Here is a 25,754-nt window from a genome sequence, read left to right as displayed (position 1 = left end):
GTGTAGCCATCATCGCGACGGGAGGGCCTCATGCGCTGGATCAATGCTCCCGCGGGTATGCCGTGGAACAACCCATGGCCGCACGACATGGTGATCAACGTCGAGGACCGATCCCTGCCGCTGAACGAGCTTCTGTTCATCCGGCACGCTTGGGGCTTGGCCCCCTACGCCGACATTCCCGCACTCTCACCCCGTCCAGATCCGGGGACCTCGCGGACCCCTGGTTCGGCGAGCGTCGCCGAGTGGGAGGAAAGGTGGCAAGCTGCCTGGAAGCGCGCCTGGGACTGGTACGAGATCAGGGAACGGACCGCGGAAAACAGGCCCACACCCGAGGTGATCCGGCAGGTCACCCGGCCGGGTCAACCGCTCCACCCGTTCATTCCCCCATTGTGGAGTTCTGAGTACGGCAGCGAGGGCGTGGACCAGGCGGCTTTCCATGCCTGGCACAATTCCCTGGTCCCTGCAGTTCCGCCGACTGCGGAACGCGATAGCCTGCAGGCCTTGATTCCGGCCTGGGAGAGTGGCCTGGAGGAGATCATCGTTCTCCCCTACGCCGGCTTCTACGCCAAACGCATCAGCCGGCGGCAACTAGTTGTTTCGGCGGTGACGCGGAGCGAGCCCGCGAGCTACAGCCGGGCATTGGCGGTTCGGCTAGCCGAGGGCGCCTAAGCCCGGGTGGGGTCCCGCAGACATTCGGCCCGGCCCTGTGTAGCGTGTAGCCAACACCGCGCGACGCCCGCCAGGAAGGACACCGAACATGGCCGCTGGATCCAAGGAAGACCCCTGGAAACTCACCACCCCGCCTGGTTCCTCCGACTACTCGATGTACCGGGACGAAGCGGGTGACCCTCCCGCGATCGTTTGCCAGGTGGGTTCCACGACCCTCAAGTACCACTTGAGCGCCATCGAGGACCTGCATGCGTGGCTACTCCAGCAGGGCGATTGGGTGCCGCTCGGGGCCGCCGATGAGAACAAGCCGGCCGCCGAAGGCACGGTTGAGGCCTGGGGGCGCGACGACGGCAACCCGGTGGGCGGTTGGTACGGCCTGCGCAAGGGATACCGCGGTCGCTTCGGTATGTACATGCCACCGCTCCTGGAAGCGCTTGGACTCGCCGAACTCACCCACGAGAAGCGGAACAACAGCATGCGGGCCATAGCGCCTCAGTAGGGAGCACCTCAGGCGGGGTTCGACGACGGCGCGCGGCCGCCGTCGTCGAGCGCGTCACCGCCGGGTGCGGCACTCAACCGCCCCGCCGCGTCCTGCTGGATCCGTGCGGCTTTGGAGGAATAGTCCGCGATGACGCGGAGTTCTTCGTCGCTGTATCCCTCCAACAGGCTCGCGAGCCCGCCCATGAAATCGACGAAATGGGGCATCGCGGCAGTCACCTGGTCCCCCACGAGCTCGATCAGGACCTTCCGCTTGTCCCCTTCGTGCCGGACTCTGCGCGCCACGCCCTTGCTCTCGAGCCGTTGCATCAATCCCGTGACCGAGGCTGGAGCCAGGCCGGAATGTTGGCCGAATTCCCCCGCCGTCATGGGTCCGAAGCGCAGCAGGATGTCGATCGCTTTGCCCTCCGTCGCAGACAGTCCGCGCAGTTCGGACAGCTTGGTGTGGAACATGACGGCCGCCGTCGAAAGCTCCCGTCCCGAGGCAAAGACCGCCTCAAGCAAGTCTTGGCGGTGCGTACTGACTCCGGGGGGGTTTTCCATCCTCCGAGGCTAGCAAATTATTTCGTCTCACCGAAAGGATTGACCGCGCCTACGGCGAGTCATATATTTCTTTCAACCGAACGAAATAAATTGCAGAGGACTCCGCCATGTTGAACTGCCTTGTCATCGGATCCGGGATCGCCGGACTCGCCACAGCCATCTCGCTACAGAAAGCCGGCCATAACGCCACCGTCTTCGAGGCCTACAGTGGGCCCTCGGACGGCGTCGGCGGCTTCCTCACTGTGGCCGTCAATGGCTTCGATGCCCTCGAAACCCTCGAACTCAAGGGGGCGGCCGCCAACCTGGGCTTCAGCACCCCACAGATGTCCATGTATCTGGGCAGTACCGGTAAACATCTCATCGACTTCGACTACGGCGGATCCCTTCCTGACGGCACCACCGCCCGCACCATGACGCGTTCCGAGCTGTACGGCATGTTCCGCGAGGCGGCAGGCCACCGCGGGATCCGCATCGAGTATGGCAAGCGGCTCGCCACGGTGAAAGAAGCGCCCGACGGCGTCACGGCCGTTTTCACGGACGGCACCTCCGCGCATGGAGACCTGGCGGTAGGCGCCGATGGCCTCCACTCGGCCGTGCGGCGGCTGATCGACCCCTCGTCCCCGGCTCCCCGCAATATCCCCCTGCTCAACACCGGCGGCATCGTCGAAGCCGGGTTGCTCCCGGCCGGGCTGCTGGACCTCGAACCGGGACGAATGAAGATGGTCTTCGGCAAGCGCTGCTTCTATTGCTACATGCAGGATCCGGAGGGAAAGATCTGGTGGTTTGCCAATCCGCTTCAGCGGTCATCGGAGGATCCGGCCACGCTGGACCACAGCGCCCGCAAGTCCTGGCTGACGCAGCTCGTAGCAGGGGACCGCACGCCCATGGCTGAGATCATCAACGCTACTGACGGCATCATCCGGCCGTACACCACCTCAGATTTTCCGAGCATCCCCAGCTGGCATCGAGGCGGCCTGGTGCTGGTGGGAGACGCTGCCCACGCTGCATCGCCGTCGTCCGGGCAAGGCGCCTCTATGGCCATCGAGGACGCCATCTCGCTGGGCCGATCGCTCCGGGGCATCTCGCCCGGCGACATCCCCGGCGCCCTGTCCCGCTATGAAAAGGAACGCCGGAGCCGGGCAGAATCAGTGGTCGAATGGGGCCGCAGGAACGCCGCCCCGAAGATCCGCGGCCAATTCAAGCGGGTCTTTGAAGACCTTGTCCTGAAGGCCGTCTTCCGCTCACTCGCCCGGAAGACGGCCGACAACTTCGACTGGGTCTATCGCCACCACATCGACTGGGATTGGTCGGAGACGGTGCCGGCGCGCTGAAGTTCGCTCAAGCAAAGCGTCCCCTGCGCCATCGGGAAATCAGCCGTTGGGATAGGCCTGTGCGATCAGTTTCCCGCGGAGCACAGCCATCTGGGCGTACATGTCGTGCACCAGATAGAGATCACGACGCCGGGTCCACGGCTGTCCCGACTGCGGATCATAGGTGCCGGGCATGTCGATACCTTGGGGAGCGAAAGCGTCCATCCCGCGGTCTTGGGTGGTCTGGACACAGCGCTTGATATGGTCCCGGAATCCAACAATCCCGGCGATCCCCGCAGGCTGAGAGGCGCGGAGCTCCTTGACCTGGGCTGCAACGCCGTCCGTGCTCAGATACACAATGGTGCCGTCCCCCGAAATGACCGGTTCAATCGAAGTCACCCCGCTCATGTGGTATTTGGACTCGAGGAACCTGGCGATTTCCCACTGAGCGTAGACGGGAAGGTTGCGCCCCGCCCGCAGCTTCGCAACCGTGTCCGCAAGGGCTTCGTTCACCGGGCCAGGCTCGTAGAGCACGCGGCTGGGATCTCCGCCACCTGCCGGTGGTCGGTTGCCGAAACCATAGGCAATGATGAAATCAATGCTCTCGACCGGCTTCGTTGGCGGATGCCAGTTGAATCCGATGTCTTCAATGTGGGGCTCCACGACGGCGGCGGTGGCACGGTCGTCCAGTTCACCTTCCAAAGCGTCCAACATGGTGCGTGTAAGCTTGGCATCCTTTCCCCGCCCGGAAGAGTCCGCGAGGGCCGGAGTGGTGGTGAGCAGCGGTGCCGCCGCGGTCAGCAAGGCAGCGGAGGCGAATGTCCGTCGATCCATGGGTTGAGTCCTTTTCCAGAGAGGTCTCCGGAGACAGTATCTGCGTCCCATGAATCAGGAATGAACCGTTCCCGAATAACTCCGAAACCGCAGCTCCCCACCGGCGGGGGTCCGCCTCGCCGGTGGGGAGCAATCGATCGGTCAGACCCGCGCGCTCCCGATCACCGGAAGGCCCGCCGTCGGGAAGAGGCTCGGGAAAACAGACGGCGCGGGGACCGGCACTTCGTCGAGGGGCACAGTGACCGTCTCGACGCCGACGACGACCCGCTGCCCGCGCACGCTGACCTCCAAAGGTGCGGCACCGGCGTCGGGCGCTGAACCTGAAGCTGCATCCGCAACCAGCGCAAGGCTGATGGACCCCGGGTGCAACTCGACGGACAAGAGCCGCCCGCGGATCTTGAGCCGGAAGGACAGGCTGTCCCATTCGGCCGGCAGCCGCGGATCGAAATGCGGGACCTCGCCCTGGTCCCGCATGCCCGCGAAACCGCACACCAAGGAACTCCAGATGCCGCCGGTGGACGCGATGTGCACGCCGTCAACGGTGTTGTTGTGCGTGTTGTCCAGGTCGATGAACAAGGCCTCGGTGAAGTGCTTGAGCGCGACTTCGGAGTAGCCCACCTCGGCCGCCATGATGCCCTGCACGCAGGCGGACAAGGTGGAGTCGCCGGTGGTGATGGGATCGTAGAAGTCGAATGCGCGCTGCTTTTCCTCGGCCGTGAAGTCCTGCCACTGCAGGAACATCGCCAGTACCGTGTCCGCTTGCTTGAGGACCTGGTGCCGGTAGATCACCAGCGGGTGGAAGTTGAGCAGCAGCGGGTACTTGGAGCGCGGCGTGGACCAGTCCCACGGCTCCAGGGTCATGAAGTCGTTGTCCTGGCTGTAGATCTCCATGTCCGGATCGTAGGGAAGGGACATGCGCGCGGCGGCCTGTTGCCAGACCATCCGCTCGGTTTCCGGGACGTCCGGGTGTTCCAGTGCCGCAGCGGCTCGCAGGTTAAAGCGGGCCATGACGTTGGTGTAAAGGTTGTCGTTTACCACGGCGGTGTATTCATCCGGGCCGGTGACGCCGTGGATGTGGAACAATCCGTCCTTGCCGAAGAAGCCCAGCGAAGCCCACATGCGCGCCGTCTCGATCAACAGATCGGCGCCCACTTCAGCGCGGAAGCTGGCGTCGCCGCTTGCCCATTGGTAGCGGTTGGCGGCGAAGGAGATCGCGGCGGCAATGTGGAACTGCGCGGTGCCGGCAGCGTAGTACGCGCTGGCCTCGTGCCCGTTGATGGTGCGCCACGGGAACAGGGCACCGTCCACGCTCAGTTCCTTGGCCCGGATCCGGGCGTCGGGAAGCATGGCGTGGCGCGATTCCAGCACCTGGCGGGCGGCGGCCGGGTTCGTGTACGTCAAGTACGGCAGCAGGTACACCTCCTGGTCCCAGAAATAGTGGCCCTCATAGCCCGAGCCGCTGACGCCCTTGGCCGGGATGCCCGCGACGCCGGCACGCGCGGTGGCCTGGGCAAGCTGGAACAGGCTCCAGCGCACGGCCTGCTGCTGCTCGGGCTGGCCACCAATGATGATGTCCGCGGTGGACCAGTAATCGCGGTAGTGGGCCGCGCCTTCAGCCAGGAGCCGGTCGAAAGGCACGAGTCCCAATTCGGCATCCGACGCCAGGATCTCGCCCGGGTCCGCTGCGCTTGCATCGACGCTGTTCACGACGTAGCTGACGCTCTTCTCCAAGCGGAACGTCTCGCCCTCATTCACGGCCATGACGTAGCGGACCGTGGACTCGTCCTCCCCCACCACGGTTTCGAAAGGCTGGCCTTCGGCGGAAATCCAGTGGTCCACGGCCATGCCGATGCGCTGGTGGGATTCGGCGGTCTCCCAGGCCATGCGCAGGGATCCGTCGGAGCCCTGGAGGTGGATCGGGCGCAACACCCGGCCGGCGTGGCGGCCTGCGCGGCGGGGGTCGTGGGCCGAGTGGTCCTCCACAGGCTGGTCCTGCCGGTTGATCACGAGCGACGTGATGTCCGCAGAAACCTGGCGGTCGGTAGTGAGGCTCAGCTCGATGCCAAGGGAGCCCCGGGATTCGATTCCGACGGCGCGGCGCTCCACCGTGGTGACGGTGGCGCCTGAACGGCATTCCCACGTGACAGCGCACTCGTAAACGCCCGTGGCGAAGTCGATGCTGCGGCGGTAGTTCTGCACCGTTGACTCGGCGAGGCTCAGCTGCTCGCCGTCGATGACAACGTTGAAGTTGTTGGCATCCGGGACGTAAACGATCCTTTGTCCTATGCGGGCAAAACCGTACGCGTTCTCGGCGTGCTTAATGTCCCACGTTTCGTGGAAACCGTTGATGAACGTGCCGGGAAGTTCGGCGTCCGCCCCCGCCGAGTGGGCGCCGCGGATGCCCAGGTGGCCGTTGCCGAGGCTGAAGAGGGTTTCGAGCGGACCGGTGTCACCGGGAACGTGGATGCTCTCCACGAGCTTCCACGGTTCGCAGGGGAATCGCAGCCGGTCGGAGCTGATGAGTGCCATGGACTGTTGGGTTCCTTCTGTTTCTGGTGAAACGGCTTGGTTAGAGGAGTTCGTCGAGGTCGTCGACCACGAACGTTGCGCCGGCGTCGAGCAGGGTCTGGTGGCCGGCGCCCCGGTCCACCCCGATCACCGCACGGAAGTTCCCGGCGCTGCCGGCCTGCACGCCGGACACTGCATCCTCGACGACGACGCAGCCTTCGGCGGGAACGTCCAGCAGCTCGGCGGCGTAGCGGAAGGTGGCGGGATCCGGCTTGCCGGGAAGCCCGACGGCGGCGGCCACCTGGCCGTCGACCACCACCGGGAAGTAGCCATCGAGTCCGGCCGCCTTCAGGACGGCGGGTGCGTTGCGCGAGGAAGACACGACGGCGAGCTTGAGTCCCAGCTCCAAGGCGGCGTGGATGAAGCGGACAGAGCCTGCGTAAGGCTCGACCCCGCGAGAATCCACGATCTCGTTGAAGATCCGGTTCTTGCGGTTGCCCAGGCCCTGCACGCTGGTGTTGGCGGGATCGTCGTCGGTGGGTCCTTCCGGCAACGTGATTCCGCGGGAGGTCAGGAAATCCCGCACTCCATCGAAGCGCGGCTTGCCGTCGATGTGGTCGAAGTAGTCGCTCTCCTGGTAGCCGTCCGGATGGCCTGTTTCAGCCAGGTAGCCGTCGAAGAGTTCCTGCCATGCCTGCTCATGCACGACGGCGGTTGGCGTCAGCACGCCGTCGAGGTCGAAAAGGAGCGCGGTAGCGCCCGTCCAGGCGGTCTTCTGGGTGGCTCGGGTATCAGTCATGGTGTGGCGTGGTCCGTTCAGCGCTGGCGGCGCGTGGTTTTGCGTTCGATCAGCTTGGTGTCAAGGAAGTGGTTGGAGGGTTCGTTGGGGGCGTCGGTGTTCTGGAGCCGGTCCACCAGTAGGTTGGCGGCGAAGGCACCTTGGTCGGCCACCGGCTGCGCAACTGTACTTAGGCCAAGGAACCAGCTCATGGGGTGGTCGTCGATTCCAATCACGGAGACATTCTTCGGTGCGGACAGTCCGTGCTCGCGCATGGCCATCAAGGCTCCGAAAGCCGCTTCGTCGCAGTCCGCAAAGACCGCCGTGGGAAGGCTTCGGTGGGCAATGAGTTCATTCATGGCTTTGCGTCCGCCGTCGATGGTGGAATCCGAGTTGATGACCAAGTCCGGATGAACGGTCAGGTGATGGTCTTTCAATGCCCGGCTGAATCCCTTGAGCCTGTCGCTGGACGTCAGCACCGAGTTCTCTTGGGTTTCTCGGCCGGAAAGCACCGCCAGATCCCAATGACCCAGCCCCAACAGGTGTGAGGTGGCTTGCCAAGCCGCGAGTTCGTCGTCGATCCCTACGTTGTCCCACGGTACGGAAGTCATCCCCACGCTCGCAACTGCAAGGCCGGACGCGGCCAGGAGGGCAACCTCGGATTCGCTCAAATCGACGTTGAGGAGCAGCACTCCGTCCACGCGTTGGGAGAGCCCCAGGAGATCGCCGAAGATTTTCCGCTTGACGCTCGACTTGCCGCGCAGGCTGATCAGGACGGTGTCGAAACCGCTGTCTCCGAACACTTCCTCGGCCGCTTCGACGGCCTGGGCGAAGAACCAGGCCGTGGCGGTGGGAGCGATGATGGCGATGGAACCGGTATTTCCGCCGGCCAGCCGGGCCGCGGCCGAGGATGCCTTGTAGCCGAGTTTGGCGGCGGCGTCGGCCACTTTGGCTTGCGCTTTTTCGGACACGTTCGGCAGGTTCCGCAGGGCGCGTGAAACGGTGCAGATGGACAAGCCCGAGAGGACGGCAACGTCCTGGATTGTCACGCGGTGAGCCTTAACCATTCAACACGGCCTCAACCCTTTCATCTTCTGGATTTAGCAGCACATCCTTGCACCGCCGAAGAAGAGTGTAAGCGCTTACAATTTTGGCAATCAAGAGTTGTTTTCCAGCACCCTCGAATGTGACGCGGACCTCACCTCAGCGGAGAACGTAAAAGCGCAGAAACGCGCTGACATCCGCCATCTCCCGGGCCTCGATCCGGTGGCCCATGCCGGGGTACGTTCGCGCGGTGAGAGCCATGTTTTTGTTGAGCCATTCTTCGGTGTGCTCAATGGCATCACTGAAGATCACGGGATCGGCTTTGTCCCTCCCCCAGAAGAACGGCGGCGGGGAGTCGAAGGATTCGCTGAGCGCCAGAAGATCGTTATCCAGCACGAATCCGGAGAGGCCCACTGTCGCTTTGAAGCCTTCCGGACGAAGCCGCAGCAGCGTACTGGCCATGGCCATGCCTTGTGAATAGCCGAGGAGGCTCACGCTGCTGTGGTTGCGCTTGACCGAGTCAATCCAGGAAAACACCTTGTTGGTGGCGGTGATGACGTCCGCAAAGTCGCTGGCGAGGAAGTAGTCAAGCAGGAACCAACCGTAGTGGTCCCCGATCGGCATGGGCCCACGGAGCGCGGCGCAGGTGAATTCTTTCGGGAGCTGTGGAAAGAGATTCACCATTCGCTGCTCGTCCGTGCCGTACCCGTGCATCATCACGAGGAGCGGCGTCCCTGCGCGCTCGTTTTCCGGCTTGGACCAGACGACTGTTTCCATGGGAAGAGCCTATGCGCCCCTCCTGGTCAAAAGTCGCAACTCTCGCCGGCAGGCCCGGCTGGAGCAGCCAGACTGTCGTCGCGGACAAGTGCTACTCCGGTTTGTCCGTCAACAGACTCCGGCAGGCCAGTTGCAATGCCAGACACGCTTCCGGATCGTCAAGGTTGATGGCGATGAGCGACTGAATGTAACTTGGAGGGTCGGCCTTAACACGCCTTTTCTGGTGCTTCGCTCGATCTTCACGTCGTGCGGATCGTTACCTCATGGTGAATGGGGAAGTTGATCGAACGTGCAATGAAGCAGAACTCGGCAACGCGTTCGTGTAGCTCGCGTGCTCGGTCCTCGTCGCGAGGACTCGCGATCGTGACCTCGGGCCGGAGGATAACCTCGGAGAACTGGCCGGCGCCATTTGTTTTCTCGAGCATGGTTCCGGTGGGATGGTCTTGATAGTCGGTGACGACAATGCGGGCGGCTGCTGCAAGTCCCAGATACCAGAGCATGTGACATTGGGCTATCGAGGCAACGAGCAACTGCTCGGGATTCCAGCGGGTGGGGTCACCGCGGAAGGACGGGTCTGATGAGCCCGAAATCGTGCCCACCCCCTCGACGGTGACGTCATGGTTTCGGCTGTAAGCGCGGGGGTTGGCGGTCCCCTCGCCGAGATTCCCTGTCCAAGCAAGGTCAATGGCGTAGTTATGTGTCTTCGTCATTGCTGTTCCTTTTCAGTCAGGAGGTTCCGGGTGCTGAGTGCGTGGTGGAAAGCTGCTTCGTATGCTGCCGTTGCGTCTCCTTGTGCCATCGCATCCAGGATGCGTTGGTGCTCCTCGCGAACCTCATCGACTCGATGCGGTTCGCGCAGCTCGTTGCGCGTTGAAACGAGGATTTGGTCCCAGTAGCGGTCAAGAGTCGTTTCGATGACGCTATTGCCGGCGATCGACGAGATCGCCTGGTGAAACTCTCGATTCCACTCAACCGCCTCGACAAACCGCTGATCGCGCGTCAGGCGGTCGGTCTGATCGGCAAGGTTCTGCAGATCACGAAGGCGTGCCGGCGGCAACTCGCCTGCGCCATTGCGGCGTGCGACGACAGCCGCCGTATGGCCGTCCAACGCGGCACGAGCCTCGTATATCTGGACCAGCTCGAGAGCATCGTGGATGCGAACGCGGATACCCCGCCCCTGGGCGAACACGAGCCCCTCGGCTTCTAGTCTCTGCAGCGCCTCTCGGACCGGGGTCCGGCTGACCGTGAGGCGAGCTGCCAGCTCCGCCTCGCTGACCCGGGCGCCAGGACTGAGCTCTCCGGAGAGGACCAGCTCTCGTAGCGAATCATAAGTCGTCACTCAGAAATTATTGCATACATTGATATCTAATGAATGCAATAAGGAAGATCATGACCCGACTATCACTTTCGAAGGCGACCGCGCGGAATGTTCGAAGTCGTCTGCACCGCCGCCCTGCCCGCAAAGGGACCGCCGACCGCTCACGCCCACGCGACTTTAGCGTCGGACTAATGACTTTTTCACAAGCCCATGCGAGTCTTCTATGCGCCGGAGGCCGGGACGAAATGCGCGAGGGATCCATCGCGCTGGATTCTCTTCCCCGGGCGTAGACTCTGTTGCGCCAGCTTCAGGACGCCGGACGGTATGCAAAAGGAGTAGGACATGACGGGCAACTTCATTGCGATTTCAACCATCGCGATCCAGGCAAGCGCCGACCGGGTATGGTCAGTGCTCACCGATCCTCAGGCCATCAAGGAGTTCATGTTCGGAACCGAGGTTGTCACCGACTGGACGGTCGGCGGACCCATTGCTTGGCGCGGCGCCTGGAAGGGCAAGGAGTACGAAGACAAAGGTGTCATCCTCGAATTCGAGCCCGGGAAGCGGCTGGTAAACACCCATTTCAGTCCACTTTCCGGCCAGGACGATGCCCCGCAGAACTACCACACGCTGACGTGGACTTTGGAGCCCGAAGACGGGATGACCAAGTTGACTTTGGCCCAGGACAACAACGCCGGTCCGGATGAAGCCGCGCATTCGAAGGGCATGTGGGACAGCCTCGTGGAGAGCGTCAAGAGAATCGCGGAGCGCAGCTAGCGGAGTCGCTTACGCCTCGAAGTGCGAGGCTGGCCTTTCGTTTGTCAAGGATTGGAGAAGGGATTCCGCAACCTCCCTCAGTTTCTGGTTCCTTCCGTTCGAGGCCTTGGTCAGAATCCTGAAGGCCTCCTCCTGGCTGCACCTGTTCTGGCCCATGATGACGCCTGTTGCCAGATCGATCGCGGTCCGGGAACGCATGGCCTGCTCGAGGTCCTCTGCGCGTTGTTGCCTGGCACCGATCCGGACCGCCAGCCTCAAAGCCTTTTCTGCCTGGCTTGCGAATAGTTCGCAGCTGCGGATGGAGGCCTCATCGAAGGCATCGCGGTGCCGGGCGAAAAGGTTGATGGCCGCCGTCGCACCCTCTTCGAGGCCCAAGGGGACGCAGAGTACGGCCAGGTGCCCGCGTTCCGCGATGGTGGTGCAGTATTCAGGCCACTGCGAGTCCGTGGAAGTGTCAGAAACGAGTACAGACTTCCCGGTCCTCATCGCTTCCAGGCAAGGCCCGTCTCCGTATGCTTGCTGCACTTCGTCAATGAGGCGGGCTTCGTGGCTGCTTCCAGCGACCGTCATCGATCGGCGGCGTCTGCTCAACGTAACGCCGCACAGGACGTCTTGACCGCGCGTAGCGGACACCGAGGACGCCGTGAATACCGCAAGGTCTTCGAGGAAGCCGCTGACGTCTTCACGGTCGATGACCAAATCCTGGAGTTGGCCCACGACCGAGGCGTTCAGGTCCATTTCGTCCATGGTTCAGTCTAGGAGCAGCAGGGCGGCAATGGAGGAAAAAGGGCGTGCCAATACAACGTCCATCACGTGGGCAAACCCTCCGCCGGTCTTGCGCACCGGGGACGCACAGTGCACAATTCTTCTACAGTCCGTGCAGAACTCCGGACAAGGGCCGAGCCTTCGGCTCGTTTTCGCTCAAGCAGCCGGGCGCCATGTCACTCAACGTGAAGGTGCTGCCTGATGAGCAAATGCCTGTTACCGGCGCGGAGCTAGTCGATGTCGACCCTCTCCGAATCCGCCATCCCTCACGAACCACGTCAGCCCGGGGCTGCACCCCTTTGGTGTGCCGGTTGCGGAACAGACAAGCACCTGATCATCGAATCCATCCAGGCCCAGACGCCAAGGTCTTCCCAACAGCTTGCCGTGTTCTACACGTGCACTTCCTGCGGGTTTTCCTATAGCCACGCAGCCACCGTCCAGCAGGCGGGGGCCATCCTGAATCGTCGGGGGATTCAGGATGGCCTCCTGGAGTTCGGAAGCCATTATTTCCACTGCGATGAACCCCTCCGTGAAGTGAAAACCGTACTGCGAAGCTTCAGGGCACCGCAGACGGGCACGTCCCGATCGCGCAACTCTCCCCCGGAAGCCCAACTCCACATCAAGGTCTTGAGATGCAGTTGCGGGTTCGAGTTGGAAATACCTGCTTAACCAACGACTTGCAGCATTACCCGAAGGAAGCACCATGAAGCTCGAAAGTACACAGCAGCGACATCCCGAAGACGACTCCCGGCAAGGACCCGATGAGCTGGGCCAACAGAGGAACAAGCATCGGCAAGAGACGGATTCCTCTACCCAGTCCCGCTTGCCCGACCCTCCTGACCCGGACAACCTTCCCATCGAGTACCCCGGTTCGCGGGAAATCGAGTGGCCGTAGGGCACTTTCCGGTCCGGCGATAGAGCAGCCAGCCTTTACTTGACCAACCCATCCAGGCTGGCCAGGCCTGCGCCGGACCGGTCACATCGTCGTGCCGGCCCGAGGTCGCGCCGGTCCGACGTCGAATCCGACGTCGCGTGTCGGATTCTGCTGGATCATTCCGGCATCCAGGCTCGCGGCCCCCGCCATTCCAGGGCCGACAAGCCGTCGCCTTCGAATGATCCAGCAGAATCCACCGCTCCCCGCATTCAAGCACCCTCGAGCGCCCAACCCAATCACCCTTCGCCAGACCCAAACAAACCCAAACCAACCCAATATCTTTGTTTATGTTGTTTTCTGTTGACAGACCAACATGAACAAAGATAGAGTCAAGCAATTCCACATCATGTGATCACAGTCACTGGTGTACCTAGAGCTTGTACGCAATGGAGGGTATGTGTTTGCCGAGGAGCGCCAACAGCTGATCTCCGAGCTCGTCGCCGAGCGTGGACGGGTCAGCGTCACGGACCTTGCGGATCGATTCAGCATCACCACGGAGACCGTCCGCCGTGACCTCGCTGCCCTCGAATCCGCCGGCAATCTTCGCCGCGTCCACGGCGGGGCAGTCCCGTCGGACCGCCTCAGCACCCGTGAGGAAAGCGTGGTTGAGCGGGCCATCCAGCGCCAACCGGAAAAGCTCCGCATCGCCGAGGCTGCCCTTGCCCTCATCCCCGAGAACGCGGCCGGCAGCATCCTGATCGACGCCGGCTCCACCACCGAGGCCCTCGCCCGCTTGCTGGACCAGCGCACCGCGCAGCGCACGGCGTCCTCCAACGGGAACCCCCCGCGAGAAGAACTCGTTGTTATCACCCACGCCATCCCCATTGCCGGACGCCTTTCCGGCAACCCCCGCATCGCCCTCCAGATCCTGGGTGGCCGCGTCCGCGGGCTCACCCAGGCCGCCGTCGGGCAGTCCACGGTCGAGGCCGCTTCCCGGCTCCGCCCGGACATCGCCTTCGTCGGCGCCAACGGTATCCACGCCACGTTCGGGCTCAGCACCCCTGACCCCGAAGAAGCCGCCGTCAAGGCCGCCTTCGTCACGTCCGCACGGCGCGTCGTCGTCCTCGCGGATTCCTCCAAGCTGGACGCGGAAACCCTCGTCCAGTTCGCCGCCCTTAAAGATGTGGACACCGTGATTACTGACCACGAACCCTCTGAAGAGCTCTCCGCCGCTTTGGCCGAGGCCGGCGTCGACGTGGTGATCGCATGATCGTCACCCTGACCGCCAACCCGAGCCTGGACCGCACCGTAGAGCTCCCGGCCCCCTTGGCCCGCGGCGAGGTGCAACGCGCCGTCGCTGTCCACCAGCATTCCGGTGGCAAGGGCGTCAATGTCTCCCGGGCCCTGGTCGCCTCGGGCCTGGACACCGTTGCGGTCCTGCCGGGCGGGGATTCCGATCCCGTCCTCGCTGGACTGCTCGACGACGGCGTCCCCTACGCAGCGCTTCCCATCAGTGCGCCGCTACGCAGCAACGTGACGCTCACCGAACCGGACGGCGTCACCACCAAGATCAACGAACCCGGCCCGGAGTTGAGCCTGGACGAGCAGGAAGCCCTGATCGGGCTGCTGCTGGACCGCTCCCGTGGCGCGAGCTGGGTGGTACTCGCCGGATCGCTCCCACCAGGAGTTCCGGCGGATTTTTACGCCACGGTCGCCCGCCGGATCCGTTCCACGCACGGCGATCCGGCAAACGGCGGACCGCCGCTTATAGCAATCGATTCCTCGGGCGCCCCGCTGGTTGCCGCCATCAGTGGCGATTCAACCGGCAACATCAGCGGCAAGCCCGATCTCCTGAAGCCCAACGCGGAAGAACTGGCCGAATTGGCCGCCGCAGCGGGCCTCACAGACGTCCACACGGCTGACGAACTGGAAGCGGACCCGGGCCTTGCCGCCAGGGCTGCCGCCGCCGTCGTCGGCAGGGGTGTGGGTGCAGTACTCGCAACACTCGGTTCCAAGGGCGCCGTCCTGGTAACCGCCGACGGCGCGTGGTTCGCCACGCATCCGCCGATCCAAGCCGTCAGCACAGTTGGTGCCGGCGATTCATCCCTTGCTGGCTATCTGCTGGCCGCCACCAACGGCGGAACCTCGCAGGACTGCCTCCGTCAGGCTGTGGCACATGGTGCCGCCGCTGCTTCGCTGCCGGGCTCCACTGTCCCGGCGGTCCACCAAACAACTCCCGACGCCGTAACCATCACGGCCCTTCAGAAGGACTAACAGTGACCCAGCTCATCACCCCCCAACTGGTCTCCCTTGACCAGAACCTCGGCGATTCTCCCGCCGATGTCATCCGCTTCCTGGCGGGCAAAGTTGCCGCAGCCGGGCGCGCCTCCGAGGTTGAAGGGCTCTTCGCGGACGCCTTCGCCCGCGAGCAGAAGACTGCCACAGGCGTACCCGGCGGCATCGCCATCCCGCACTGCCGCTCAATCGCAGTGACCGAACCCGCCCTGGCGATGGCCCGGCTCTCCCAGAAAGTGGACTTCGGTGCCAAGGACGGCCCCGCGGACATCATCTTCTTCATCGCTGCCCCGGAAGGAGCGGACCAGGAGCACCTGAAACTGCTCTCCAAGCTGGCCCGTTCCCTCATCAAGAAGGACTTCACGGCGGCCCTGCGCGCGGCTGCCACCGAGCAGGACATCGTCGACCTGGTTGAAGGCGCGCTGGCCGACAAGCCGGCTGCACATGCGGCAGAATCGGCAGCACCCGGCGCCGAGGCACCGGCTTCGGCCCGTGCCGCTTCGTCGGCTGGCCCCAAGCGCATCGTCGCCGTCACGGCCTGCCCCACCGGCATCGCCCACACCTACATGGCAGCCGACTCCCTCGTGGCTGCCGCCAAGGAGATGGGCGTCGACCTCCAGGTGGAAACCCAGGGCTCGGGTGGATTCACCGCGTTGGACCCGGCTGTCATTGCCGCCGCTGACGCCGTGATCTTCGCAGTAGACGTCGATGTCCGCGGCAAGGAACGCTTCGCCGGCAAGCCGGTCATCAACGCGCCGGTCAAGCGTGGCATTGACGAGCCGGCCAAGATGGTGCAGGAAGCCCTCGCAGCCGCCTCCGACCCTCACGCACACCGCGTTCCGCACTTCGGCGCCGAAGAAAACGCCGAACACGCATCAGAGGCCGCCAGCGAGCACTTCGGCACCAAGGTCAAGAAGGTCCTGCTGACCGGTGTCAGCTACATGATCCCGTTCGTCGCCGGTGGCGGCCTACTCATTGCTTTGGGCTTCCTCCTCGGCGGCTACGAGATCGCCGGTGCCGCCGACAAGATCCTCGGAGCGAACACGCTTGGCAACCTGCCCACCGATTTCCCCGCGCACGCTTGGGGCCCACTGGGCGCATACCTAGGCGCCGTGCTGTTCAAGATCGGCGCATTGTCCCTTGGCTTCCTCGTCCCCGCCTTGGCGGGCTACATCGCTTATGGCATCGCGGACCGGCCCGGCATCGCTCCCGGCTTCGTCTCCGGCGCTGTTGCTGGCTACATGGGCGCAGGCTTCCTGGGCGGCCTGGTAGGCGGCCTGCTGGCTGGTGTCACGGCACACTGGATCGGCACCTTCAAGGTTCCGCGCTGGCTGCGCGGCCTCATGCCCGTGGTGATCATCCCGCTCGCGGCCTCGATCGTTGCATCCGGGCTCATGTTCCTGGTTCTCGGCGGCCCCATCGCTGCAATCACCAAGGGCCTCAACGCGTGGCTCTCCGGCATGACTGGCGTCTCCGCCATCGTTCTCGGCATCATCCTTGGCCTCATGATGTGCTTCGACCTGGGCGGTCCCGTCAACAAGGTGGCCTACTCCTTCGCAGTGGCCGGCCTCGGCGCCGGAAGCGCGGCCAACCAGGCTCCTTGGCAGATCATGGCCGCCGTCATGGCGGCCGGCATGGTTCCCCCGCTGGCCATGGCACTGGCAACCGTGCTCAACAAGAGGGGCTTCAGCCTGGCCGAGCGTGAAAACGGCAAGGCCGCCTGGCTGCTGGGGGCTTCCTTCATCTCCGAAGGGGCGATTCCGTTCGCCGCTGCAGACCCGCTGCGTGTCATCCCGGCCAGCATGGTTGGCGGCGCAGTGACAGGCGCCTTGAGCATGGCGTTCGGGGTCACCTCGCAGGCACCCCACGGCGGAATCTTCGTCTTCTTCGCCATGAACAACTTCCTGTTGTTCTTCGCCGCGATCGCAGTCGGCGTGGTCATCACCGCCCTGGTCCTGCTCGCGCTCAAGCGTTGGGCAGTCCGGAAGCCGGTTGAGGCAGAGCAGGCTCCTGTTCCGGTCGCAGCCTGACCCCACCGTCAGCAAGCAAGTAGAGGACTAATCCATGCAGACCTTTTCAGGTGTGGGCGTTGCCCCCGGGCGTGTTCTGGGGCCGGTGCGGCAGATGCCGAAGCCGGTTCAAGAGCCCCACGAGAACGTCAATATTCCTGCGGACGTAACCGTCGAATCGCAGGGCCAGCGCATCAAGGATGCCGCCAAGGCCGTGCAGGCGGAACTCCGTGCCCGAGCCGCCACAGCGTCCGGCGAAGGCAAAGAGGTCCTGGAAGCAACCGCCCTGATGGCCGTCGATCCCATGTTGGTGAAATCGGCCATCAGGCTCCTCTCCCCCGAGGCTCCGGGCGGCGCACGTACCGCCGAACGGGCCATCTGGGAGGCAGCTGCAACGGTTGCAGACTCGTTGAAGGCCCTCGGCGGCTACATGGCAGAGCGCGTGGCCGACGTCCTGGACGTCCGCGCCCGCATCGTCTCTGAACTGCGCGGGCTGCCCGCGCCGGGGATCCCGGCGTCGGACGTTCCGTTCATCCTGGCCGCCGAGGACCTCGCCCCGGCAGACACCGCCACCCTGGACCCCGCCAAGGTGATCGCGCTGATCACCTCGAGCGGCGGCCCGCAGTCCCACACCGCCATCCTGGCCCGCGCCCTCGGCCTGCCGGCGATCGTCGCCGCCCCGGGGGTCGACGAGATCCGGGACGGCACCGAGGTCTACCTCGACGGCGCTGCCGGCACCATCACGGTTGACCCGGACGAGGAACTCCGCCTCGCGGCCAAGGCTTGGGCCAACCAGGCGTCGACGATTGCCGCGTTCAGCGGGAGCAACGTCATGGCCGACGGGTTCCGGGTTCCTCTGCTCGCCAACGTCGGTACAGGCGCCGACGCGGTCAAAGCCGCCGACGCCGGGGCCGAGGGCGTCGGTCTGCTGCGCACCGAATTCTGTTTCCTGGATCGTGACGACGAACCAACCGTCGAGGAGCAGATCATCGCCTACGGCGCCGTCTTCGCCGCGTTCCCGGGCAAGAAGGTAGTGGTCCGTACCCTCGACGCCGGCGCCGACAAGCCCCTGCCGTTCCTCACCAACGCGGACGAGCCCAACCCTGCGCTGGGCGTCCGCGGGTACCGCACCGACCTCACCTCCCCCGGGGTCCTCGAACGCCAGCTGGCGGCGATCGCGGCAGCTGAGATCAACAACCAGGCAGAAGTGTGGGTCATGGCACCCATGATCTCCACGGCCGAGGAAGCCGCGCATTTCGCAGCCCTCTGCTCAGCCGCCGGATTGAAGACCCCCGGCGTCATGGTCGAAGTCCCGTCGGCGGCCCTGACCGCCGCCTCCGTTCTGCGCGAAGTCAGCTTCGCGTCGCTCGGCACCAACGACCTCACCCAGTACGCGATGGCCGCGGACCGCCAACTCGGACCGCTCGCCACGCTCAATGACCCCTGGCAGCCCGCCGTGCTGCAGCTCGTGAAGTTGACCGCCGACGGCGCTGCGGCCGCCAGCGCGGGCGGCATCGCCCGGCCCGTGGGAGTATGCGGCGAGGCAGCCGCGGACCCCGCCCTCGCCGTCGTACTCGTCGGACTGGGCGTCGCGACGCTTTCCATGAGTGCACGCGCCCTGGCTGCCGTTTCCGCTGTGCTGGCAACCGTCACCGTGGCGCAGGCCCAAAAGCTCGCGACGGCGGCGCTGGCCGCCCCGAGTGCATCCGCCGCGCGCCAAGCCGTTCGTGCCCAGCTGCCTGTCCTGGACGAGCTGGGTCTCTAGACTTTCCCCAAGCCCACAATCGAAGGAGCAACAATGTCCGAACGTACCGCCACCATCGCCAGCCGCGTTGGCCTGCACGCACGCCCGGCAGCCATCTTCGCCGAAGCCGCCGGCGAGCTGGACATCGAGGTCACCATCGCCCGCGAAGGCGAGCCCGCCGACGACGCCATGGACGCCGCAAGCATCCTGTCCCTCATGAGCCTCGGAGCGTCATTCGGCGACGTCGTCGTGCTGCGCGCAGAGGGTTCCGGGGCCGACGAAGCCCTGGACCGTCTCGTGAAGATCCTCGAAACGGACCACGACGCCGAGTAACCCCACTGAGCATGCTCTCCCTTGGCACTCAGGGATGGACAAATTCCTAATTTGTCCGTCCCTCGCAGCCAACGGGGAGCATACTCATTGTTAGTTCAGGGCAGATTGTTCAGGTACGCCGCAATTTCCGACTCGGTGGCCTTGAGCTGTTCGAGGTCACCGGCAAGGAAACCCTCGACGACGCGCGGATCGACGTAGGCCGCCCTCGCCACCGTGGGCGTGTTGCCGAGCAGTTCGGCGGTTTGCTTGATGGCCTCAAGAACTCGTTGGCGGGGCGGCGCTTTCGATCTGCCTGCGAGCGCCATGCCGGCTGCCGCGGTCCCTTTCCACGTGCGGAAGTCCTTGGCCGTATAGTCGCCGCCGGTGATGTGGCGAAGGTACTCGTTGACCATCGCGGCATTCAGGCAGACGCTGCCCTCACCGCTCTGGAAGACCAGCAGGGACTCCTTGCCGGGCCTGCCCGCCAAGGGTCCGAGGAATCGGGCCAGCACAGGGTCCTCGATGGTGGAATCCCAGGTTTGACCGCTTTTCCCCGGGAAATGCAGGGAGACCGCATCCCTGTTGACCTTGACGTGCTTGCACCTCAGCGTGGTGAGCCCATATGAGCCGTTGCGGCGCGTGTAACCATCGGATCCAACGCGTAAGGCACCGAGATCCATGAGCCGCACGGCCGCGGCCAAGGTTTTGGTCTTCTCCGAAGCTGACTCCCGCAGATGCCGGGAGACCAGACGGCGCGCCCGCGGCAGGAGGGCCCCGAGCCGCGCAGCACGGGCGAACTTTTCAATATCCTGGCGGGCACGCCATTCCGGGTGGTAGATGTATTGGCTCCGGCCGGCGTCGTCCACTCCCATTGCCTGGATGTGCCCGTTCTCGAACGGACATATCCAGACATCGGACCACGCAGGAGGAATCGCCAGCGCGTCAAGGCGCTTGCGATCCCCACCCGCGATAAGCGATCCGTCCGGATGGTAGTAGCTGAATCCGCGGCCGGACCTTCGCCGGGAAATGCCCGGAGTGCCGGGTTTGCTGCGGCGAAGCCGTGGCACGCCCTGGCTCCGTTTGCCTGGCTTCCCGGGTTCCTAGGCTTCCTGTGGGTCTGCCACTGACGCACTGGCTGACATGATCTCGGCACTGATCATCCAGGCGAGCTGCTCCAAACGGGCAATGAACGCGTGGAGGAGGTCCGCCGTCGTGGGGTCTTCTTCGTCTACTTCGTCGTGGACATCACGCATGGTCTGGACAGTCCGCTCCAGGCGGTCGGTGATCAGCTTCACGGCGTCCTTGGTTTTGGTCAATCCCGCGGGGAATTGCTCCAGCCTGGTTGAGGCAGCGATGGTGCTGCTCCGGCCATCGGGAAGAGCATGGAGCGCCCGCATCCTTTCGGCGGTTTCGTCGGCGAACTCCCGGGCCGCTGCGACCAGTTCGTCAAGTTGCAGATGCAGGTCCCGGAAATTGGCCCCAACGATGTTCCAATGCGCCTGTTTTCCTTGGAGCTGGAGTTCAATCAGATCCGTCAGGACCAGCTGGAGATTATCTGCCAGGGTTTGCGATGCTTTCACGTTTTCTCCTCCTAGACGACCATTCGATGCGTGCGCTGGAACCCGGCGCACGACCTTCCAATTAGCCTACGACGATATCCAAAAATCTTTGTAAGCGTACTTAGTACTTGATTTGATAAGGGTGCTTAGTAGTACCATGGAGGAAGTCGGTACCGGTCCCTAACGGATGAAAACCCCGAAAATATGGGGCGGTATCGCTACAGCAGGACCTTGCACGGGGCCTGGGGGCCTGGCGGGGAACCACGGTTCGCAAGTGAACCGATAACCGAATACATCGCAAGGGGCCCGGGCGCTTGCCGGCGGTCCCGCTGAAGTAAGGAATGTGTCATTGTGAACACTCTTCTGATCATTGCAGGCGTTGTGGCAATCGTTCTTCTGCTCGTCGGCGGATTCTCGCAGGCCGTGAGCTGGCTCCTCTGGGTCGGCGTTGTCCTCCTGATCGTCGCGGCCATCGGCTGGCTCCTTAGCTTCATGTCCGGCCGCCGGTCACACGGCGTTTGACCGACAACGGCAGTTAGTGCGCCTGGCCCCTTCCGCCAGGCCCCGCGCGCTTGGCGGAATGAAGTAATCCATTACCAGCAAAGGAGTACGTCCATGGGTGCAGATGACAAGATCCAGAACGCCGGAGAAAAGCTTGCAGGCAAATCCAAGGAAGCGGCTGGAAAGCTGACGGGCAACGAGAAGCTCGAAGCCGAAGGCAAGATGGATCAGAGCAAGAGCGACCTGAAATCGGCCGGCGAAAAGGTCAAGGACGCTTTCAAGAAGGACTAAATCCGCTCGAAGTGCGGCTTCCGCCTCGCGCGGGAGCCGCACTTCCCGCTTCAAGGAGTTAAGTCGATGCCGACTATCTCTGACCCGATCGTTCCCAACGGCGCACCTCACCCCAGAGCGGAACGAATCTGGTGCGGCAATTGCCACACTGCCGAGCACGTCATCCTGGATTCCATCGAGCCGCTCAAACCACCGACGACTGAGCTCGTGGATGTCGCTTACACCTGCGTGGAATGCGATATGTTCTACGCCCATGCTGCGACGTTCCAGGATGTCGCAGCCATCCTGAACCAACGAGGCACGGTATCGGGCATGCTTCAATTCGGCGGCGAATACATCCATTGCGGAGAACCGATGAAGATTTCGGGAACCGGATTCCACAGCGTATACGCGCCAATATCCACTGAGGACCCCGCTGTGGACCTTCTCGACGTGTACCTGGCGACAAAGGTGCTCCAATGCCGCTGCGGTTTCCGGATGGAGCTTCCGTCTTAGCCAGAATCTTGACCGCAGGAGGAACACATGCCAGACAAGAAGAATCCCAGCCTCAAGGATCCGGAACTCTACGAAACCCTCAGGGAGGATGGCGCCTCGAAGGAAAAGGCCGCCAGAATCTCGAATGCCGCCGCCAAGGTGGGCCGCAAGGAAATCGGCCATCGTGGTGGCATCTCGGGTGACTATGAGGACTGGACCGTGCCCCAATTAAGGTCCCGGGCAAAGGAACTGGGGCTCACAGGGTACTCAAGCAAGAAGAAATCCGAGCTGATCTCGGCGTTGCGAAACCACTAGGCCCTCGGAGGGACATGTCAAGTATTCGCGAAGTGCGCGGGTTTTCGCGGAGCGCACGACGGCGGCGCGTCAGGCTTTCCTGACCCTCGCCCTCGGCTTGCTGGCCGCCTTGGCGGTGGCGCCGTCGTCGGACTCTTCGGTGGACGACGCAGCCGCCGATCCAGCGGCCTCTTTGCCGCGTTTCTTCTCAAGACTCCGTTTGAGGGCCTCCATGAGGTCGATGACCTCGCCACCTTCCCCTTCGCTGGCTGCTACACCGAACGTCTCCTCGGTGTCGATGGAGTCTCCCTTTTCGAGCTTGGCCGCGATAAGTTGGCGCAATTGAACTTGGTAGTTGTCGGTGTATTGCTCGGGTTCGAAGTCGCGCGCCATCGAGTCCACCAGGGCCGAGGACATTTCGAGTTCCTTGTCGGAGATCTTGACGTCGGTTTCCAGCGACGGGAAGTTGGCTTCGCGGACCTCGTCGTCCCAGAGCAGGGATTGCAGCATCAGCACGTCGCCACGTACCCGGAGCGCGCCGAGCCTGGTCTTCTGCCGGAGGGCGTACTGCACTATGGCCACGCGCTCGGTGTCCTGCAAGGTGCGCAGAAGCAGCATGTAAGCCTTGGGCGACTTGGAATCCGGCTCGAGGTAGTAGGGCCGCTCGTACATGATGGGATCCAACTGCTCAGCCGGAACGAACTCCACCACTTCGATTTCGCGGCTGTTCTCCGCGGGCAGCGACTTCAAATCGGCCGCGGACAGCACCACCGTACGGCCTTCCTCTTCGTAGGCCTTGTCGATATCCTCGTAATCCACAACAGAGGCGCAGATCTCGCACTTCCGCTGGTACCGGATGCGGCCTCCGTCCTTGTTGTGGACCTGGTGGAGACTGACATCGTGGTCCTCGGTGGCGCTGTAGAGCTTGACGGGTACGTTGACCAGCCCGAACGCGATAGAACCCTTCCATATGGCCCTCATGCACTAAGTGAACATCACAACAAGGCGGAGGTGAAGAGGTGGCAACCAGCCAGAAGGAACGCGTCAACGTTGAAGGCCATGAACTGACGCTTACCAACCTGGGCAAAATCATCTACCCGGAGACTGGCACCACCAAGGCCGAAGTGCTCGAATACTACGCCGCCGTAGCCCCGTTCCTGATCCCGGCTGCCGCCAACCGACCCGCCACCCGGAAGCGTTGGGTGCACGGGGTAGGGACCACGTCGGATCCCGGGCAGATGTTCTTCCAGAAGAACCTGGACGACTCCACGCCGTCGTGGGTTCCGCGGGTCACCATCCAGCACAGGGAACACAGCAACGTCTACCCGCTCGTCAACAACCTCGCTACGCTCACCTGGCTGGCCCAGATTGCCGCCTTGGAAATCCACGTGCCGCAATGGCAAGTGGACGCCGACGGAACCATGTTGCCGCCGGACCGCCTTGTCCTGGACCTCGACCCTGGTCCCGGCACCGGCCTTTCCGAATGCGTCGAAGTCGCCAAGTTGGCTCGCAGCATCCTGCAGGACATCGGCCTCGATCCGGTACCTGTGACGAGCGGCAGCAAGGGGATCCATCTCTACGCCGGGCTGGATGGCACTCGCAAATGGGAGCAGGTCTCCGCGTTCGCGCACGAGTTGGCGCGCTCGCTCGAAGCCGACCATCCGGACCTCGTGGTCAGCGACATGAAAAAGACTCGGCGCAACGGCAAGGTGCTGGTGGACTGGAGCCAGAACAGCGGGAACAAGACCACCATCGTCCCGTACTCCCTTCGCGGTCGTGCCCACCCGATGGTGGCTGCACCGAGGACGTGGCATGAACTCGCCTCGCCCACGCTCGAGCATCTGGACTTCACGGCCGTCATGAAGCGCGTCAAAGAGGGAAAGGACCCCTTCGCCGCGGTGGCGGCCGGGCGGTCGGGGCATGCGCCCGAGCACGGGGGCACCGCCGTCGGGGGCACCGCCGTAAACCCGCGGCTGGCCAGCTACGTGGAGAAGCGCGACCCGCAGCGGACGCCCGAACCGTTTCCCGGCGTCGAACACCAACCCGGTTCGCGCCCACTCCAGGCTGACGCGGAACCCAATCCGCCCGGCGGAATCTTTGTCATCCAGGAGCACCATGCCCGCCGTTTCCACCTGGACTTCCGGCTGGAGCACAACGGAGTCCTGGCGTCCTGGGCGTTGCCGCGGGGCGTGCCGGACACTCCGGACAAGAACCATCTCGCGGTGCGGACTGAGGACCACCCGATGGAGTATGCGGAATTCGCGGGCATCATTCCGAAGGGCGAATACGGTGCCGGGACAGTCAGCATCTGGGACAGCGGCGAGTTCGAGTGCGAAAAATGGCGTGACGGCAAGGAAGTCATCGCCACCCTCACAGGCAAGCCCGGCGGCGGATTGCACGGCACCCGGCGCTTTGCGCTCATCCACACCGGGGAGTCGCCGTCTCAGTGGCTGATCCATCTGATGAAGGACAAATCGGGCCACCGGACGGTGCTGTTGCCCGACGCCCAGCCACAACCGAACGGGACCCCCAGCTACGCGCCCATGCTCGCAACACCCGGAACCCCCGCCGATGTCTCCTCCGGCGACTGGTTGTTTGAGCTCAAATGGGACGGATTCCGGGCCATCGTTTCAGGTTCGGGCGGCAAGATCAGGTTGACCAGCCGCTCCGGTATCGACATGACTCCCACCTATCCCGAACTGGCGGATCCGCGCTACTGGCCTGACCACGACTTCGTGGCAGACGGCGAAATCGTCGCACTCAGCAAGGACGGCCGGCCCAGCTTCGAGTTGCTCCAGAAGCGGATGAACCTCTTCAAACCCGGCGACGTGGAACGCGCCCGGGCCGCGGTCCCCGTGCAACTCATGGTGTTCGACCTCCTGTACGACGCCGGATCCCAAGGCAGCGCCGACCTCGCCTCCCTGCCGCTCAGCGAGCGCCGGGACAGGCTGGCGGCCTTCCGTGCCAAGCTGCCGGCCCAGGGCTCCCCTATCCATGTATCCGAGATCCTGGAACATGACCTCGACGACATCTTGGCGAGCGCCAGCGAGCTTGGCTTGGAGGGCGTCATGGCCAAGCGCGCGGATAGCCGGTACCAACCGGGACGGCGCAGCAGGTCCTGGATCAAACTCAAGCTGGAACGCACGCAGGAAGTGGTGGTGGGTGGCTGGCGGCCCGGTGCCGGGGCGAGGCTCGGAACCATTGGAGCGTTGCTGGTGGGGATTCCCGACGGCGACAAGCTGCGCTACGCGGGCCGGGTGGGCACTGGCTTCAAGGACTGGCAGCTGCGCGACATCCTGAAGCGCATGCAGGGGCTCGACCGCCCGGACTCCCCCTTCCGCGACATCCCCGCCGAGGACGCAGCCACCGCGCACTGGGTGTCCCCCGAGCTCGTGGGAGAGGTGACGTTCGGCGACTGGACCGGCACCGAAAGGATGCGCCATCCCGTCTGGCGCGGATGGCGCCCTGACAAGTCTCCGGCCGACGTCGAGCGCGCCTAGCCCAGCCCCCAAGCGCACGCCCCCCGCACGCCCCCACACGTAGCTCAGCCCAACTGTCTGGCAGCAGATGTCGTTATGAGGGC

At 64.0% G+C, this 25,754-nt stretch carries 27 protein-coding genes; 15 read left to right on the top strand and 12 right to left on the bottom strand.

Annotated features, from left to right (window positions below; all coding sequences use genetic code 11):
• The first annotated feature begins 30 nt into the window (after positions 1–30).
• Positions 31–669, top strand: a complete 639-nt coding sequence (locus tag AB4074_RS13575; protein ID WP_441413846.1) for a hypothetical protein — start codon at positions 31–33, stop codon at positions 667–669.
• 88 nt (positions 670–757) lie between these two features.
• Positions 758–1,168 carry a DUF6855 family protein gene (locus AB4074_RS13570; RefSeq protein WP_441413845.1) on the top strand — a complete coding sequence of 137 codons (411 nt, stop codon included), beginning with the start codon at positions 758–760 and terminating at the stop codon, positions 1,166–1,168.
• A gap of 8 nt (positions 1,169–1,176) precedes the next feature.
• Here AB4074_RS13570 and AB4074_RS13565 read toward each other — a convergent pair whose 3' ends face one another.
• Entirely contained in the window at positions 1,177–1,710 is a 534-nt protein-coding gene (locus AB4074_RS13565; RefSeq protein ID WP_441413844.1) for a MarR family winged helix-turn-helix transcriptional regulator, read from the bottom strand.
• 107 nt (positions 1,711–1,817) lie between these two features.
• On the opposite strand from AB4074_RS13565, the gene AB4074_RS13560 reads away from it, so the two are divergent.
• Positions 1,818–3,041 carry an FAD-dependent oxidoreductase gene (locus tag AB4074_RS13560; RefSeq protein ID WP_441413843.1) on the top strand — a complete coding sequence of 408 codons (1,224 nt, stop codon included), beginning with the start codon at positions 1,818–1,820 and terminating at the stop codon, positions 3,039–3,041.
• 39 nt (positions 3,042–3,080) lie between these two features.
• Here AB4074_RS13560 and AB4074_RS13555 read toward each other — a convergent pair whose 3' ends face one another.
• The 7 genes from AB4074_RS13555 to AB4074_RS13525 all read right to left on the bottom strand — a co-directional run bounded on the left by AB4074_RS13555 (position 3,081) and on the right by AB4074_RS13525 (position 10,300).
• Positions 3,081–3,854 (bottom strand): hypothetical protein, encoded by a 774-nt coding sequence (locus tag AB4074_RS13555; protein ID WP_441413842.1) that lies wholly within the window; start codon positions 3,852–3,854, stop codon positions 3,081–3,083.
• A 141-nt stretch (positions 3,855–3,995) separates the two neighbouring features.
• Positions 3,996–6,383: a glycoside hydrolase family 65 protein gene (locus tag AB4074_RS13550; protein ID WP_441413841.1), complete on the bottom strand. Its 2,388-nt coding sequence runs from the start codon at positions 6,381–6,383 to the stop codon at positions 3,996–3,998.
• A gap of 40 nt (positions 6,384–6,423) precedes the next feature.
• On the bottom strand, positions 6,424–7,161 hold the full coding sequence (locus AB4074_RS13545) for an HAD family hydrolase (RefSeq protein WP_441413840.1): 738 nt from the start codon (positions 7,159–7,161) through the stop codon (positions 6,424–6,426).
• Positions 7,162–7,178: 17 nt separating this feature from the next.
• Complete coding sequence (locus tag AB4074_RS13540; protein WP_441413839.1) at positions 7,179–8,189, bottom strand: LacI family DNA-binding transcriptional regulator; 1,011 nt, start codon at positions 8,187–8,189, stop codon at positions 7,179–7,181.
• Positions 8,190–8,343: 154 nt separating this feature from the next.
• Positions 8,344–8,961: an alpha/beta hydrolase gene (locus tag AB4074_RS13535; RefSeq protein ID WP_441413838.1), complete on the bottom strand. Its 618-nt coding sequence runs from the start codon at positions 8,959–8,961 to the stop codon at positions 8,344–8,346.
• A gap of 239 nt (positions 8,962–9,200) precedes the next feature.
• Positions 9,201–9,671 carry an OsmC family protein gene (locus AB4074_RS13530; RefSeq protein WP_441413837.1) on the bottom strand — a complete coding sequence of 157 codons (471 nt, stop codon included), beginning with the start codon at positions 9,669–9,671 and terminating at the stop codon, positions 9,201–9,203.
• Complete coding sequence (locus AB4074_RS13525; protein ID WP_441413836.1) at positions 9,668–10,300, bottom strand: GntR family transcriptional regulator; 633 nt, start codon at positions 10,298–10,300, stop codon at positions 9,668–9,670. Before AB4074_RS13525 ends, AB4074_RS13530 begins: the two co-directional genes overlap by 4 nt.
• A 321-nt stretch (positions 10,301–10,621) precedes the next feature.
• Here AB4074_RS13525 and AB4074_RS13520 point away from each other — a divergent pair, with 321 nt between their 5' ends.
• Positions 10,622–11,053: an SRPBCC domain-containing protein gene (locus AB4074_RS13520; RefSeq protein WP_441413835.1), complete on the top strand. Its 432-nt coding sequence runs from the start codon at positions 10,622–10,624 to the stop codon at positions 11,051–11,053.
• A 9-nt stretch (positions 11,054–11,062) separates the two neighbouring features.
• Here the strand turns inward: AB4074_RS13520 and AB4074_RS13515 are convergent, their stop codons facing one another.
• A complete protein-coding gene (locus AB4074_RS13515) occupies positions 11,063–11,800 on the bottom strand; it encodes an ANTAR domain-containing protein (RefSeq protein ID WP_441413834.1) in 738 nt (245 codons plus the stop codon).
• 721 nt (positions 11,801–12,521) lie between these two features.
• Between AB4074_RS13515 and AB4074_RS13510 the strand changes: the two genes are divergently transcribed.
• The 6 genes from AB4074_RS13510 (at position 12,522) to AB4074_RS13485 (ending at position 19,073) form a co-directional block, all read left to right on the top strand.
• Positions 12,522–12,713: a hypothetical protein gene (locus tag AB4074_RS13510; RefSeq protein WP_441413833.1), complete on the top strand. Its 192-nt coding sequence runs from the start codon at positions 12,522–12,524 to the stop codon at positions 12,711–12,713.
• A gap of 436 nt (positions 12,714–13,149) precedes the next feature.
• Positions 13,150–13,962 (top strand): DeoR/GlpR family DNA-binding transcription regulator, encoded by an 813-nt coding sequence (locus tag AB4074_RS13505; RefSeq protein ID WP_441413832.1) that lies wholly within the window; start codon positions 13,150–13,152, stop codon positions 13,960–13,962.
• Positions 13,959–14,966 (top strand): 1-phosphofructokinase family hexose kinase, encoded by a 1,008-nt coding sequence (locus tag AB4074_RS13500; RefSeq protein WP_441413831.1) that lies wholly within the window; start codon positions 13,959–13,961, stop codon positions 14,964–14,966. Before AB4074_RS13505 ends, AB4074_RS13500 begins: the two co-directional genes overlap by 4 nt.
• Before the next feature lie 2 nt (positions 14,967–14,968).
• Complete coding sequence (locus tag AB4074_RS13495; protein WP_441413830.1) at positions 14,969–17,017, top strand: PTS fructose transporter subunit IIABC; 2,049 nt, start codon at positions 14,969–14,971, stop codon at positions 17,015–17,017.
• Between the two features lie 34 nt (positions 17,018–17,051).
• Positions 17,052–18,761: a phosphoenolpyruvate--protein phosphotransferase gene (ptsP, locus tag AB4074_RS13490; protein WP_441413829.1), complete on the top strand. Its 1,710-nt coding sequence runs from the start codon at positions 17,052–17,054 to the stop codon at positions 18,759–18,761.
• A gap of 33 nt (positions 18,762–18,794) precedes the next feature.
• Positions 18,795–19,073, top strand: a complete 279-nt coding sequence (locus AB4074_RS13485) for an HPr family phosphocarrier protein (RefSeq protein WP_441413828.1) — start codon at positions 18,795–18,797, stop codon at positions 19,071–19,073.
• Between the two features lie 95 nt (positions 19,074–19,168).
• On the opposite strand, the gene AB4074_RS13480 is transcribed toward AB4074_RS13485, so the two are convergent.
• Together AB4074_RS13480 and AB4074_RS13475 are read right to left on the bottom strand one after the other, a co-directional pair.
• A complete protein-coding gene (locus AB4074_RS13480) occupies positions 19,169–20,119 on the bottom strand; it encodes a DNA topoisomerase IB (RefSeq protein WP_441413827.1) in 951 nt (316 codons plus the stop codon).
• 33 nt (positions 20,120–20,152) lie between these two features.
• Positions 20,153–20,632, bottom strand: coding sequence for a Dps family protein (locus AB4074_RS13475; RefSeq protein WP_236814300.1), 480 nt, complete (start codon positions 20,630–20,632; stop codon positions 20,153–20,155).
• Positions 20,633–20,962: 330 nt separating this feature from the next.
• On the opposite strand from AB4074_RS13475, the gene AB4074_RS13470 reads away from it, so the two are divergent.
• From AB4074_RS13470 to AB4074_RS13455, 4 genes are all read left to right on the top strand, one after another.
• Positions 20,963–21,133 carry a DUF2207 domain-containing protein gene (locus AB4074_RS13470; protein ID WP_139359614.1) on the top strand — a complete coding sequence of 57 codons (171 nt, stop codon included), beginning with the start codon at positions 20,963–20,965 and terminating at the stop codon, positions 21,131–21,133.
• Positions 21,134–21,226: 93 nt separating this feature from the next.
• Positions 21,227–21,403: a CsbD family protein gene (locus AB4074_RS13465; RefSeq protein WP_234754057.1), complete on the top strand. Its 177-nt coding sequence runs from the start codon at positions 21,227–21,229 to the stop codon at positions 21,401–21,403.
• Between the two features lie 66 nt (positions 21,404–21,469).
• A complete protein-coding gene (locus AB4074_RS13460; protein ID WP_441413826.1) occupies positions 21,470–21,898 on the top strand; it encodes a hypothetical protein in 429 nt (142 codons plus the stop codon).
• A gap of 27 nt (positions 21,899–21,925) precedes the next feature.
• A complete protein-coding gene (locus tag AB4074_RS13455; RefSeq protein ID WP_441413825.1) occupies positions 21,926–22,192 on the top strand; it encodes a DUF7218 family protein in 267 nt (88 codons plus the stop codon).
• Positions 22,193–22,261: 69 nt separating this feature from the next.
• On the opposite strand, the gene ku is transcribed toward AB4074_RS13455, so the two are convergent.
• On the bottom strand, positions 22,262–23,152 hold the full coding sequence (gene ku / locus AB4074_RS13450; RefSeq protein WP_441413824.1) for a non-homologous end joining protein Ku: 891 nt from the start codon (positions 23,150–23,152) through the stop codon (positions 22,262–22,264).
• A 38-nt stretch (positions 23,153–23,190) separates the two neighbouring features.
• Between ku and AB4074_RS13445 the strand changes: the two genes are divergently transcribed.
• A complete protein-coding gene (locus tag AB4074_RS13445; protein WP_441413823.1) occupies positions 23,191–25,671 on the top strand; it encodes an ATP-dependent DNA ligase in 2,481 nt (826 codons plus the stop codon).
• Positions 25,672–25,754: the final 83 nt, after the last annotated feature.

It is taken from the genome of Arthrobacter sp. 2MCAF14 (assembly GCF_052115645.1).
In the GTDB taxonomy this organism is placed as follows: Bacteria; Actinomycetota; Actinomycetes; order Actinomycetales; family Micrococcaceae; genus Arthrobacter.
This window is presented reverse-complemented; position numbering and strand designations above follow the sequence as displayed.